This window comes from Brasilonema angustatum (assembly GCF_059505445.1).
This window is the reverse complement of sequence record NZ_JCACKO010000102.1, coordinates 1-14,191: the sequence shown is the minus strand read 5'-3', so window position 1 is coordinate 14,191 and position 14,191 is coordinate 1. Positions and strand designations below refer to the sequence as shown.

Below are 14,191 nucleotides of genomic sequence, written 5' to 3'. Positions count from 1 at the left end.
TTACCTTGTTAGAGTGCCCAGTGAAAGTGTTGGCTAAAGTCAAGTTGAGCAGAGATTTATTTGATACTCTAAGGTGCTTTCACAATTTGTCCGTTAGTGTATTGATTTTCTTTTTGAAGAGGTTGGCTAAAAGCAAGCAAATAGTTTTTTATACAAAGTTATTTAAATAACACAACGATGACAAGTAAACGGGTATCACTTGTAAATGACACTCTAATATCAATGCATCTATATAGATTTTTACTTTGTTATCAAGGAATAAAAAAGTAGAAAATATAACAAAAATTAGGATAAATTCAAGAGCGTACTAATCAGAGGATTCTCCCCCATCAAGTGATAAAACAATACCGTTGTTGTTAAAGATGGTTTTTGGAGATTTCAGAGGTGTAAAACTCAAGGGATGCAACGTAATATGGGAGCATCCCAATTTTGTAAAAAAGAAGGGTATGGTGTGCATCTTGATCCCTACTTTATTACCAAAGGGGGCAAGATCCCCCCACTACAAAATCAAATTAGTTTACACATTTAGGATGCTCTCCAGAAGATTGCATTAGTTATTATTCTTGTAAATTATCTTATCAGCAACCGTTCTGAACACTCTGTTTGGGTTATAAAAATCCCCCGCAAGGTAAAGCCAAACGGAGGAAAAACGACACATTCTTTGTAAAAATGGAAATAATGCGACTAACCAATAAGTTCCTTAACTTTACTGATGATGCCTTCAGGGTCAATTCCTTGATGGGGGTACTGTTCCCATAAACCACCACATCCCTCTTTGTGAGTTCCTAAGTGAGCAAATTTTGGTGTCAGTCCACGCTCAAGTAACCAAGTACCAAAGCGGCTACCCAATCCTGTGCGGCGGTTGAAAGATTCAACAACCAATACAAACGGGGCTTTACCAACTTTTGCCAGCATTTGTTCATCAATAACGTTGAGTGTTGGCTTATTAATTAAGCCGACATCAATTCCTTGCTGTTTGAGACGTTCCACGGCGTCAACTGCGCGGTATAGTGCTTCACCAAAGCTGATGATATAACCAGCAGTTCCTTCACGCACAACTTCATCTTTACCCGGAGTAAAGGTGTAGCCTTCGCCGTGTAAGTCTTTGCCATTGGCATCGAGAATATTCGGCGTTTTAGACCGGGTGGAGAAAATAAATCTGAGTCCCTGGTCAAAAAATACTGCTTCAACACAAGCTTTCATTTGAGCTGCGTCAGCGGGGAAATACAGTCGCGTTTCGTAGCCGTCATCTAAGCCATTATCGGCAAAGAAATTGTTTAAACCGAAGTGACAGGTATTATCCGCCATGTCATCTACGCCAGAGTGAGAGAAGTGACATAGGACGTTGGAGTAGTTCAGCCGCGCCATTGTAATTTCGGAAACGCACATCTCCAGAAATGCGCTGAAGGTGCCGAAAATACCCTGCTTACCTTTTTCCATACCGAAACCAGCAGCTGCGGAGAAATTTCCTCGCTCCATAATGCCAGAACTCACGAAGATTTCTGGGTGAGCGTCGTGAATCTTGTTCAGTCCACAGGATCCTTCCAGGTCACTATCGATACACATGACCTTTTCTTTACGCTCGGTTTCACTCAAGCGATCAAGGACGGACACCACAGCTTCGCCAAACACGGTGCGGTTGGAACCCAACTTATCGCCAGAACCGATGAAGGTATAGTTATTTTTGGGTTTTTGAATACTTTTGAGATATCTAACGGCTTCAGTGAGTCCGCGCTTTTCCAAGTAGGCGATCGCCTTATCAGCTGGAATCACATCATGACCATGAGTCGAACCTTCGATACCTTCAATTCCCACAGCCATCTTGCGCTTGTTCACCAAAGCTACTGGTCCATCACTCGTCACTGCTTGACAGATACGACGATACAAATCATCCAAATCTTCGCCGTCTCCTTCATTAACGCTGAGTCCGTGACCAGCTAATGTCTTAGCGACACTAAATCCTGGTAAGTATTCCGAAGGATGTCCGGCGATTGTGACATCATTATCATCGATAATGAGCTTGACATTAAGATTCTTGGCAACTGCTAAACGTGCTGCTTCCGCATCGTTACCTTCCTGTTGGGAACCGTCAGAGCCGAGACAGAAAACCACCTTATTCGGATTTGCCAGTGCGACACCATTGATGTAAGGCCAAATGTGTCCCAGGCGTCCGGAACTGAACTTAACTCCTGGAGTTAAGCCGAGTTCGGGGTGTCCAGGTAGTTTTGCACCAGCTTGGCGGTAATGAACAAGTTGTTCAGCACTTAACTCACCATGCAACACAGCCATAAGGTACTGGGTAGCAACGCGGTGTCCAGCTTCATCAAAGAAAATTGGTACGAATTTATCTGGTGCCCCCCGGAATAAGGCATCGAGGATAACGACTTCTGGTACTGTATCGTAAGGACCGCCAGTATGACCGCCTACACCGCTAGCAGCTCCTGTGGCTGTGAAGAAAACAATTGCATCACGACAGAGTTGAATATTGGCTTTGAGTGTCTCCCGTTGCTCATCGCTCAGAGTTGGATTGGCAGGGTTCAGTGCTATTTGCTTATAAGCACCAAGGTTTATAGGAAACGTAGCTGTAGCAACAGTCATGGTTGATATTCCTGTATGTAGATAAATGACACAAACAGAACCGTCTTCTTCGACGGTACACTGCAACGGTAAACTATATTGTTATGGTTGATTGCAACAAACACTTTGTGAACACTTTTGAATGGTATGAAACGCCGCGATTCTCCAAATAAAATAACAAGTTTTATTTAAGTATAAATGCTTATGATACTTCTGGAACAAGAAAAATAAAGAAAATAAAAAATTTTCACGCTATACAGCCAAGTAGGGCATGACAAATGTTTATCTCTAAATATGCACGCTTTTGAACTTCCGTCAATTAGACTTTAGACGTGAATTAAAAATTTATGATAAAGATTTTTGCTCATAAAGATAAAAGCTTCATGAAGTTAGAAATAAATTGACATTTTCGGTAGAAAAAGGTGCAAATAATATTTAAGGTGCATACTTTCAAAAAACAACTTCAGCTTTTAAAGCTTCATCAGAGTAAGAGCAAAGAGTGTTAAAAGTTCTTTGACAGTATCAAGCGAGAAAATTAAAAAACTTGCTTGCCTAGAGTAAATCGACTGAATAACGGGTGTCTACCAAAAGCTAAGCAACTCATGCTTCTTGATCGCTGAAATACTAATGCAACGTACAGGTGCTTAGTGTTGTGTAAGTCAAGTATCTGCAGCAAACCCGTAATCACAAGAATTTACTATGTACAGCCAAATGCTTCAGGCTTTCACTAGAAATACCCCAATGTTGAGTGAGTCTCAACTAGTAAAGGTTCCTTTGCTGATTAAAGGCATGACACCAAAAGCCGAGATGATTGTCTTGAACACTACACACAATAAAAACGCACAAGTTGCTAAAGTGTTCATTCCACATTTCAATCTTTCTGGTGTCTCTATTTCCCATCAACAACTAAAAACTCAGCAATTAGGGACAGCGAAATTCAACAAACAAATCTGAAATAAAAACCACTCTGCCTCTTAAACCAGTGAACAGTGAACAGTGAGTCCAGTGCTGCAGGAGGGTTTCCCTCCGTAGGCATCTGGCGAACCCGAAGGGTGAACAGTGACCAGTACCAGCGGCAGTGAACAAGGGGTGGACTCGTCCGTTTCCTAGCCTGATAACTGATAACTGATAACTGTTAACTGTTAACAAGAGTAGGCAAGAGTTTCAATATCAGAGGCAAGTACCAGACTCTATGGTAACTCTGTTCGTGCTAAGGGTGACTAGATCCACCCTTGAGCAACGCTCTTGCTTGAGTTAACTAGAGTCAAGAGCGCAACTATCGGTAATGACATAATCAGCGCGTCTATATGAGGTGCAACTCATATGATCATGCCTATCAGGTCATGGTCAGAAGGTTGTTGTCTATCGGAACATATCAAGGACCGATAGGTGTTTTACCTACATCTGGATCACTTTGTCATTGTTCATAAGTTATTTGTGGGGATTTACGCACGCGCTACTAAAAACAGTGGGTTGCGATTGCTTCCCAGAGGTTGCAATGACTATGGTTACGTTGTTCGTGCGTAAGTCCTGATTTGGTCAAGACAAACAACAAACAAGGATTGATAGAACATGAGTACTATTAACGTGACGTCTAATGCTGACAATGGTGCTGGTTCTCTTAGAGAAGCGATCGCTCAAGCAAAATCAGGTGATACCATTCAATTTGGCTCTAACCTCGCCAATCAAACAATTAACCTTACCTCAGGTGAACTCACAGTTGACAAAAACCTGACAGTTGATGGTGCAGGTACTAGTGGTCTAACCATTAGTGGCAATAATGCCAGCCGAATTTTCGATGTCACAACACCAGGCTCAAGTTTTACGTTGCGAAATTTGACCCTTGCCAATGGAAAATCCAGTGGTGAAGGTGAAAATGGTGCCGGAGGTGCAATTCGGACAGTGACTAGTGATAAGCTCACCACTCTTAACGTAGAGAATAGCAAATTTATAAATAACGCCTCTTCAGGAAATGGAGGAGGTGCAATTTGGGCAGGGTTTAATACAGCCAACACCATCACTAACAGTCTGTTTGAGGGTAACGATGGTACTGCTGGTAAAAGCGAACGCGGTGGCGGAGCGATCGCAGTTAATACTAACAGTACTCTCACGGTCAAAGGTAGTGAGTTCGATAATAACAAGGGAACCAATGGCGGTGCAATCAACACTGTCTTGAGTACACTCACAGTAGAAGACTCTACTTTCCACAATAATGACTCAACTGCTGGAGGTCCGATCGGTCCTAATACCATAGGTTACGGTGGAGCCATCTATACTGATGGAGCGAATGCCTCTGGAGCGAATTTCGATCATGGTTCTGTAGGCGGCACAATTACCATTCGCAACAGCAAATTTGAGGGTAACAAAGGTGCTGGACAAGGGGGAGGACTTTTTCTGTATGCTTATCCCCCAGACAAGATCATCGTTGACAATTCCACAATTACTAAAAATGAGGTCGTTCTGGATAGTCAAGGTGATTCACTCGGCGGTGGTTTGCGAATTGGTAATGGTGAGTTTACTATCAACAACACCACCTTCACAGATAATCGGGCACTGGAGCAAGGTGGTGGTTTGTGGGTAGGAGAACAATCGCCAGGTACCATCACCGAGAGTACGTTCTCTGGTAATCGAGCCGAGAGTACTGACGGCAAAAATGGGATGGGTGGAGCGATCGCTTTAGCTAATGGCTCTAATGCCGTCACTGTCGATGGTACGACTGTTGCTAACAACTACGCTGGGTGGCAAGGTGGAGGCATTTCTGGAGGAGGTTCGTCCACTACTCTTAAAAACTCAACCTTTGCAAATAACGTTGCTTATAATGGTGGTAACAATTGGAACATTAAAAACCAAGTTACTGATCAACTCAGCGATGGTGGGGGAAATACTCAATGGCCAGCTAAGAACTCAAATGACCCCACTGACATCAATGTCACAGCATCTATTAATATTGCACAGCCTGATTTGAGTAATTTGCAGAACACCAGCCAAAACGTAAGCAATTCTGTGACTGACAATAGTTCTAATCTGGCTACAGCCATTACCCCAGCATCTGTAAGTGACAATAGCTCAACTAAAGGTACCCCTGTAGACGCCACAGGTAATACCTCCAACAATAATCCTAATGATAGCCTTACCCCTGTCGCTGTTAATGGAAATAGCTCTAGCAATGCTTCGGATGGTAGTCTTACTCAAGTGCCCGGTAACGATAGATCCAGCAGCAGTACCCCTATATTCACTGTCAGTGGTGATAAGCTACTGTGTGGTAATATTACTCAGGCTGATCATCTCTACAGTGGTCTTAGCCAGGACACTCTCACACAAGGCAAGGGAATTGACAACTCTGTGCTCACTCCTAGTCAAGGCTCTGAATTAAATTCTCAGTTGAACTCTGGACAAAACTATGTCGGCTTATTGGACACTCTGACTCCGAGTCATTTTTCAACCAGCCAGCCTGGTCAAGATAGCTCGAATGTGGACAACACTCAGCCTCGGTCACTGGCGAATTTGGAAAAAGTCAATACTCCAACGCTTAGTAGTAATCCTCAATTTTTCTCTGGACAAAGTTACTCTACTTCAACTCTGTAAGGTTATCGCATGACAAAACATGGTGGGTGAATCACTGACTATGAAGCCTAAAACACCGATAATGGATTCCAAGCTCCAGCAACGCATATCAGTGCAATGCCCACACCGTGTCACACGTTATAGGTTTGCACGGCTCGTCCTGCTGGGAGTGATTACTTTTGTCCTGTCCGGCGTGCCGCCAATTATGCCGGCCCAGAGCAAGCCGACCCCAAATGCTGACTTCTCGCCCGTCGTGTTGGATAGTATCAACACGACGGGCGAGACACGCGACCCCGCTTATTGGCCATTTGATGCACACAGTCCGTGGAACATGCCGATCGGCTCTGAGGCGCAGTTCGAGTCGGTGAGTTCGTCCGAGTGGACGACACAAGCGTTAAAGTACGGTCTTCAGATCAATACAACAGACTGGTCTATCCCGATCTTTATGGCTGATGCATCTGATCCGATGCGCAATATTTATAGCACGGACTACGACAAACTTGCTTTCGAGGTGCACGTGCCAGACGCCGCTGTACCGGATTCTAGCGAGGACGGTCATTTGCACATCATCGACGAAACCCACAATTCCGTCATCGAGATGCTCTGGGCAAAGAGGCGGGCTGATAGCAACCTTGAAGCACCGTACCCCAACAAAATTGACTTGAAAGGTCCTGGAGTTTTTGACACGTACCACGGCTCGTGTGCCTACGGCGGCTCGTGTACAGCTGGACTGATCCGCAAAGGGGAACTCTACAACGGAATTCGACACGCACTGCGAATCTCGCTCACAACTGCCGTCTTAAATAAGAACACCCCTAGTGGAAAGCCTTATGTATGGCCTGCGAACTGGGCTGATGACGACGGCAAAGGCAGCAGCTATACAGGGACGGGGAATCTGTACATGGGTTCGTTGTTGGCAATTCCGCCAGACGTAGACATCCAGGCTATAGTCGGACCACCGGGCACACCGATCTACGAGCTGGCTCGCGCCCTCCAAGACTACGGTGCTTATGTAGTGGATCGGGGTCACCTTAACCTGTACGCTGAGCCCTCAGCAGACGAAGAGGTGAAACAGCTTTCATGGGAAGGTCTGCAAGTACTGCCAAAGTACCTTCAGGTAGTAGCGAACAATGGTTCAGAGCGTGTTGGTGGTGGCGGGACACCTCGTCGCCCATTAGCTCCTTCGTTTTAAGTCGTTGATGGTACACAGTCCTAAGCAAATACACACTTTTGTTTTGCTTTTTTCTCGTGCTTTCTACCTGATTCCTAAATAACCTGAACAACAAGATTCCCGACTTCTTTAAGAAGTCGGGAATCTGAACATGCCCGATGTTCACAAATCAAAAATGATACCTGTACTGTTGCAATATCCAGAATTTTCTGTCCACTTTGAAGTTTGACCAGTTGAATTAGGCGATTCCTAGCCCCTAAGAGAAACCGCACTCTCGGACAAAGAGCTAGGCTTAACGCCAATAGGAGCGTAAAATCTGCCTTGGTCGTAATGAATTCGAGAATTGAAGTCAGCAAATAGCTGCTGTTTATAATTTTTTCCTTTCTAGTTACTGTTTGTTAACACCATGTCAATTTTTCTCGTGCAGGATGTTATTGACATTCTCAGTGTTCGCCAAATGCACATTATCGGGGGGATGAACCATTATGGCAATGCAGGGTGAGGAGGCGTTTGCTTGTTTTGCAAATTCAAAAGCGATACCAAGCTTTGCATCATCATATATTGTCGGGTTTCCATCTACCGGATGCGCGTTGGGGAAGCGGCGGAAGATTTGCACTCTGGTACTCGCAGTAGAGATGCCCTCATGCGTATGATACCAAGGAGATGTAACTCGAATCACATCAATACTAGAGCCAGAAAGCGGCTGGACGTTCAGTGCACCGTTGCTGACTGTATGAATGAACAGCGTATCAGTCCGACTTTTGTTTTTTGAAACCCAGACCCCTCGGAACTGTGACATACCCACATCTACAGCATCTGGTTTGGGGAGCTTGTTGAGGTAGAAATTACCATTGCTGCCGAGGTGTGTCTGCCCGATACTTTGACCGGGAATGATCAGATCGGAAGCGGCTTTTGCTGCCACGGGCGGCAGCGCTGCCATAGCCAATGCAACACCAAGACCGAAAACAGCTAATGCCTGTCTCATACTTTCATATCGCGTCAAGTTGATTATAATTTCTTCACTAGCGAAAAAGTGAATTACGGATTTGTGTGGATAACAAATGGCAGGGGTACAGGGAACTTTAGTTTTCAAAGGTTCTTCTTTCCCCCCTTGCAAGAACTGCAACAACTAGATCCCTCGGGGTGGGGTGAAACGAGAATTAAGTAAGTCGGTGCAATAAAACCAAACTGTGTGAAGAAAAGTAAATAAGGCTCAAACTCTTTCTCTCCCTGCTCGGGTGCTCCCTGCCTTATTCCAACAAGAATTATTTACACCGACCTACTTATGGGCAAGCCTAAATTCAACCCTTCACACAAAGGACTTGCTTGAGTGTTGCTACAACCTCAACCAAATCCGCTTGATTATTCATCACCTCATCTATCGGCTTATAAGCGCTGGGAATTTCATCCAAAACGCCTGTATCTTTACGGCACTCTACACCTTTTGTTTGCTCAATCAAATCATCAAGCGTGTAGGTATTTTTTGCCTTACTTCTTGATAGCAAACGTCCGGCACCGTGGGAACAACTGCAAAAACTGTTGGCAGAACCCTTACCCTTAACGATGTAAGATTTAGCCCCCATCGAACCAGGGATAATGCCATAGTCTTCTTCTGTTGCACGGACTGCACCTTTGCGAGTCACGTAGACATCCTCGCCAAAATGCACTTCTTTTTCAGCGTAGTTGTGATGGCAGTTCACTTCCAATAAAGGCTTAGTCGCTTTACCACCCGTTAGATGCTTTTCGACGATGCGCTTAAAACGCCCCATCATCACCTCACGGTTGAAACGCGCATAATTCTGCGCCCACTGCAAATCATGCCAGTATGCTTGAAATTCTGGCGTACCAGCGACAAAATGAGCTAAATCGGGGTCAGGTAATTTATTACCTGCCATTTTTGCTAATTCTTTAGCTGTATTAATGTGGCACTGGGCTAGATTATTCCCAATATGGCGGGAACCGGAATGCAACATCAGCCAAACTTGGTTCTCTGTATCGAGGCAAACTTCAATGAAGTGATTGCCTCCACCGAGAGAACCCATTTGTTTCATCGCTTTACCTTGCAAATTTTGAACACCTTGATGCAAGTCTTGGAAATCACGCCAGCGTTGCCAATTGGTGACACTTTTTTCAACGTCTTTATTTTCGTTGAAACCTGTAGGAATTTCTGCTTCAAGATCCAAGCGAATTTTCTTTAGCTTGCCTTCCAGTTGATCACTATTAAATGGTGTTTTTATGGCACAGACACCGCAACCAATATCCACACCCACAGCAGCCGGAATAATTGCTTCTTTGGTTGCAATGACAGAACCAACTAAGGCACCTTTACCCAAGTGAACATCTGGCATCAATGCGACGTGCTTATACACAAATGGCAGCGATGCCACATTCTTTGCCATCTTGGTTTCTTCTGAACCCAAAGGGTGATTTGCCCAAGACAGAATGGGTGATGGTGTTGAAAGTTTTAACTCTTCGTAAGCCATAATTCTTTAAAATTTTCAATTTAAGATTTCGGATTATAGGGGCAGTTTCACTGCAATTTTAATTTTGCACAGTATTTCATTTTATTTCCTACTTACAAATAGACATGTGTTAGTTATAGGATTTAGGCAAAGGTAACGTATTTTCGTTTGCAGCGAGCTAAGCGTAAGCGCAAAGCGCACGAATCGAGCGAACGCGCAGCGTGTCCCGAAGGGACTCAGCAATCTCGTCAAGATCAGGATTGCTTCGCTTCACTCTGTTCCGCTCGCAATGACCAATTATCGTTGCGTAAGTCCTAAGTTAAATGGATAATGCCCACCACAACCAGATAACGATGGGCATTACCTAAGTGCCACTCCCAGCAAGTAGTTGCTTTTGTATTATTTATATAATACATGATGTATTGATTAGATGACGAGTACTTCTTGTAAAAAATATATTAAAATTTGTAAATAAAATCACAATAAATTAAAAAAACCGACAGCTTAAACACAATCTTATGACAGTTCGTCAAGATACAATTTGGGAACGTTTTTTATCCCCTGTAGTACGTTTGCTCATTGATGAGGAAGGGTTACGGCGTTACTTTGAGAGCGTTGATTGGGAAAAAGAAAGCAGCCGCTTTCGACGCGCTGATGTCACAGTACCGGCATACTACAGCAGCCAAAATTTTCACGGAATTAAGGATGGATATCTCAAGCCAGGTGCGGCGGTGAGCTACGATCCTATTACCCAATATGTTCTCCCGCCTACTGAAACTATAGTGCGTCAGGCTTTAATAGATTCGATCAAAGTACAGCCGCGACGTATTCTTGACTTGGGCTGTGGAACAGGTTCCACAACTTTGATGTTAAAGCAGGCTTTCCCTCAGGCAGAAGTCATCGGCTTAGATTTATCGCCTTATATGTTGGTACGTGCTTCTCACAAAGCTGAAAAGACTGGTTTAGACATAAATTGGCGACATGGGGACGCACAGAAGACGGGTTTCCCTGATGCTTCTTTCGACTTGGTTACAGCTTCTTTGTTATTCCACGAAACACCAACAACAGCAGCTGTGGCAATTTTACAAGAATGTTTCCGCTTGCTGGTAACTGGTGGACAAGTGCTGATTTTGGATGGAAATCAAAACACTTTGCGTCAATTAGATTGGTTGAATAATGTGTTTGAGGAGCCGTATATTCGTGAATATGCTGCTGGAAGTGTGGATGCGTGGATGGGTGCTACAGGATTTCAAGCAGTGCAAACCCAGGATGTATGGTGGATAAATCAAGTTACAAGTGGCGTGAAACCAATTTTATCTGAAGATGGTACTGTGCGAACAGATGTACGACGTTACACTTCTGTACAAAGAGACGACACAGTGGATAATGAAGATTTACAGGGTTTTCCATCTCCAGCTTTTGATACAATGCCATGAGTTTAAAGGCAGTTTTATTTGATTTTAATGGTGTCATCATCAATGATGAGTCAATCCACGAGCGACTGACAGAGGAAATTCTACTTGAGGAGAACCTCATTCTTAAGCCACGTGAGTATCGGAAAGTTTGCTTAGGACGTAACGATCGCAGTTGTTTAAAAGATTTGCTTGCTAATCGCGGTCGTGTGCTAAGTGATACTGAATTAACTAAGTTGTTCAATTCCAAAGCACAAGGGTATGCTTTGGAACTGGAAAAAATAGAAGAACTGCCTTTGTATCCTGGTTTAGATGAGTTGATATCTCAAGTGTCTTCTCGCAATATCAAACTCGGGATAGTGAGTGGTGCTATCCGCAAAGAAATAGAACTGGTACTTAAGCGTGCTAAACTAGCTGAACATTTCAAAGTTATTGTCGTAGGTGATGACGTTACCACCACTAAACCAGAACCTGATGGTTATTTGTTGGCTGTGGAACGCCTGAACCAGGAATATCCTGATTTGAATCTTCAACCACAAGAGTGTTTAGCGATAGAAGATACTTTTGCGGGTATCCAAGCTGCAAAACGAGCAGGTATGCAAGTGGTTGGTGTGGCGAATACTTATCCTTTCCATATGCTTCAGCGTTGCTGCAACTGGACGGTAGATGATCTGACTGACTTGGAATTGGAACGGGTGCAGGAAGTTTATTCTAAAAAAGAATTCCAAAGTACTACAGGCACATGATATGATTCTCCAAACTGTCGATTGCCACATTATTTGTCGTCAACATATTAATGTCGTCTTAACAAATTAGTGTCGTCGAATTACCTTGATTAAGCGTTCGTTCTCAAGACTTGCGCGAAGTGTAGGCTTGACTCAACGTAACAAGAAGAAAGTTTTGATAAAATTGTACAAAATACCAAAATTGTACAAAATACTAAAATGGCAGATACTGTCAGTGCAACAGAAGCCCGTGCAAACTTCCAAGAATTAATTAATCGTGTCGAGTATAAAGGCGATCGCATTGTTATTGAACGACATGGTAAAGCCGTGGTTGCGATCGTTGGCTTAGAAGACTTGAAACGGCTGGAAGCTTTAGAAGATTTCATTGACTCAGAACAGTTACGACATGCTGTTGCCCAAAACGATGGTTTTGTAACCTTAGAATCAATTATTAACAGCCGTAATGAGTGAACGCTACACTCTGCGGATTGCTAAAACAGCAGAAAAAGACTTATTAGACTTGCAAGCCAAACAATTCAAGCAAGTAGTATCTAAAATCTTCTCACTACAGGGCAATCCCAGACCACAAGACTGCAAAGCCTTAAAAGGCTATGAAGGTGGTTATCGTGTCGATCAAGGAGAATACAGGATTCTTTACACGATAGACGATGACAATCACCAACTTGACGTGTTCCGTGTTGGGAAACGAAACGATGATGAAGTTTACCAAAATCTATGACAGGAACATCCCGTCTAGCAAATACCCTTTTGATTTGCCAACCAAAGCCGGAAGTGGGAATGGTAGAAGCTGTAACGGGTTTCTTTCCCGATGCGGTGCTGCTGTAGGAACTCAAGCCAATTTTCAAGAATTTCTTCTACATCATATTCATCTTCGGCGATCGCCTGAGCAATTCCTTTTGCTGAAATTTCTCCAGTTTCCGCACAAGTGAGGACACTCATCACTTTCAAAACCAAATCAGATAAACCCTCACTTTTCATTTTCTGCCAATGCTGCTGGTAATATGCCTCTAAACCTGGGGGAATGCAATCAAATTGATAGGGTTCTGAGTAAAAACCCTCAGCAATGGCATTCAAAGTATGGTGCAGGTACATGAAATTATTTTCGCTTGCCGTGGTGAGGCGATGCATAACGTCAAGTTCGTTGATGTTGTGATTTGTAGAGACGTTGCATGCAACGTCTCTACATTCCCCGTCGTGGGATAGGGGGGTTAGGTATTCTTGAATATACGCTTGCACATCTTCCCGGTTTTCTTCTGGATACTCCGATAAATCAAGTATTTGTGAAGGTGCTTCAATCAGCAAACCAGATTTTTCTCTTTTGAAGGGACGGCGAGTGAGAAGAAAATAGACTCTATCCGGCAGATATCTGGGAAGATAAAACAGATTTGTACCTGGGGGTTGGCTGTTAGGGTCAATCGCCTCTAAGGCATCAATAGCAATTATCAAGCGTTGTGATGGTTCTAGCTTGTCGCTGATTTTTTGCAGCAGGAGTGAGAGAAACCAACTTCCCTGTGTGGCGTTGTCGGGTATTGGGTATAGAGACGTTTCATCTTGTAGAGACGTTACGTGTAACATCTCTACAAGGTTGGTGCAAACTGTTTTGAGAAATTCTTCAGCCGTATTTTTGCCCACGACTTGGGCATTGTAATAAATAACGTGGTAATTTTCCGTCACGTACTTGGCAAGTATAGCACTTTTGCCGCTACCAGGAACACCAACAATCGTGAAGTAACCGCGCTTGTGACGGTGGAGAAAGTCGGTGATGGCGGTGAAGATAAATTCACGACCGATAAAATTTTGGCTTTTTTCGAGAATGACTTGTTGAAATTCGGTTGGGTAGGAGGCGAAATTGATGCGGGCTTCGGAAGGTGGGGTATTCATGGTTTCGCCTCAATGCCTTCCAGGCGGAGAAAATGCAAGCGTCCGGATGCTTCGCCTGCTACGATTGTGACGTCATCTGGTGCGACAGCGCAGCATTTGATTTCGCTTTCTCCGGTGAAACTAGCAATTTCTTGACCAAAGTGCAAATCCCAGACTTTGAGTGTAGAGTCATCCGAACCAGAAATCACGTACTTGCCATCACCGGTGACGGCGACTGCCTGAACCCAGTCACTATGACCGCGCAGAGTAAACTTTTCTTGACCAGAGTGCAAATCCCAGACTTTGAGTGTAGAGTCACCGCAACCAGAAATCACGTACTTGCTATCACCGGTGACGGCGACTGCCTGAACCCAGTTACTATGACCGCGCAGAGTAAAC

Annotated in this window: 12 protein-coding genes; 7 read left to right on the top strand and 5 right to left on the bottom strand. The window is 44.0% G+C overall.

The features are described from left to right. Positions 1-684 precede the first annotated feature (684 nt). Positions 685-2,598: a thiamine pyrophosphate-binding protein gene (locus tag AC5JM2_RS16910; RefSeq protein WP_495836024.1), complete on the bottom strand. Its 1,914-nt coding sequence runs from the start codon at positions 2,596-2,598 to the stop codon at positions 685-687. 678 nt (positions 2,599-3,276) lie between these two features. Here AC5JM2_RS16910 and AC5JM2_RS16905 point away from each other — a divergent pair. The 3 genes from AC5JM2_RS16905 to AC5JM2_RS16895 all read left to right on the top strand — a co-directional run bounded on the left by AC5JM2_RS16905 (position 3,277) and on the right by AC5JM2_RS16895 (position 7,333). Then, on the top strand, positions 3,277-3,531 hold the full coding sequence (locus AC5JM2_RS16905; RefSeq protein WP_495836023.1) for a hypothetical protein: 255 nt from the start codon (positions 3,277-3,279) through the stop codon (positions 3,529-3,531). Positions 3,532-4,149: 618 nt separating this feature from the next. Continuing rightward, entirely contained in the window at positions 4,150-6,162 is a 2,013-nt protein-coding gene (locus tag AC5JM2_RS16900) for a beta strand repeat-containing protein (protein ID WP_495836022.1), read from the top strand. Positions 6,163-6,739: 577 nt separating this feature from the next. Further along, on the top strand, positions 6,740-7,333 hold the full coding sequence (locus AC5JM2_RS16895) for a hypothetical protein (RefSeq protein WP_495836021.1): 594 nt from the start codon (positions 6,740-6,742) through the stop codon (positions 7,331-7,333). Between the two features lie 388 nt (positions 7,334-7,721). On the opposite strand, the gene AC5JM2_RS16890 is transcribed toward AC5JM2_RS16895, so the two are convergent. Together AC5JM2_RS16890 and AC5JM2_RS16885 are read right to left on the bottom strand one after the other, a co-directional pair. Beyond that, positions 7,722-8,438 carry a hypothetical protein gene (locus AC5JM2_RS16890; protein ID WP_495836020.1) on the bottom strand — a complete coding sequence of 239 codons (717 nt, stop codon included), beginning with the start codon at positions 8,436-8,438 and terminating at the stop codon, positions 7,722-7,724. Between the two features lie 175 nt (positions 8,439-8,613). Then, positions 8,614-9,795, bottom strand: coding sequence for an RtcB family protein (locus AC5JM2_RS16885; protein WP_495836019.1), 1,182 nt, complete (start codon positions 9,793-9,795; stop codon positions 8,614-8,616). Between the two features lie 497 nt (positions 9,796-10,292). Between AC5JM2_RS16885 and AC5JM2_RS16880 the strand changes: the two genes are divergently transcribed. The 4 genes from AC5JM2_RS16880 to AC5JM2_RS16865 all read left to right on the top strand — a co-directional run bounded on the left by AC5JM2_RS16880 (position 10,293) and on the right by AC5JM2_RS16865 (position 12,650). Continuing rightward, the gene (locus tag AC5JM2_RS16880; protein WP_495836018.1) at positions 10,293-11,210 is read left to right on the top strand and encodes a class I SAM-dependent methyltransferase; all 918 of its coding nucleotides are present in this window, start codon (positions 10,293-10,295) and stop codon (positions 11,208-11,210) included. Further along, positions 11,207-11,932 carry an HAD family hydrolase gene (locus tag AC5JM2_RS16875; RefSeq protein WP_495836017.1) on the top strand — a complete coding sequence of 242 codons (726 nt, stop codon included), beginning with the start codon at positions 11,207-11,209 and terminating at the stop codon, positions 11,930-11,932. Before AC5JM2_RS16880 ends, AC5JM2_RS16875 begins: the two co-directional genes overlap by 4 nt. Positions 11,933-12,130: 198 nt before the next feature. After that, a complete protein-coding gene (locus AC5JM2_RS16870; RefSeq protein ID WP_495836016.1) occupies positions 12,131-12,382 on the top strand; it encodes a type II toxin-antitoxin system Phd/YefM family antitoxin in 252 nt (83 codons plus the stop codon). Further along, positions 12,375-12,650, top strand: coding sequence for a type II toxin-antitoxin system RelE family toxin (locus AC5JM2_RS16865; protein ID WP_495836015.1), 276 nt, complete (start codon positions 12,375-12,377; stop codon positions 12,648-12,650). Before AC5JM2_RS16870 ends, AC5JM2_RS16865 begins: the two co-directional genes overlap by 8 nt. Before the next feature lie 14 nt (positions 12,651-12,664). Here AC5JM2_RS16865 and AC5JM2_RS16860 read toward each other — a convergent pair whose 3' ends face one another. Next, positions 12,665-13,813 (bottom strand): ATP-binding protein, encoded by a 1,149-nt coding sequence (locus AC5JM2_RS16860; RefSeq protein ID WP_495836014.1) that lies wholly within the window; start codon positions 13,811-13,813, stop codon positions 12,665-12,667. After that, positions 13,810-14,191 (bottom strand): WD40 repeat domain-containing protein (locus AC5JM2_RS16855; RefSeq protein WP_495836013.1); only part of this gene is annotated, 382 nt, incomplete at its 5' end. The genes AC5JM2_RS16855 and AC5JM2_RS16860, both read right to left, overlap by 4 nt.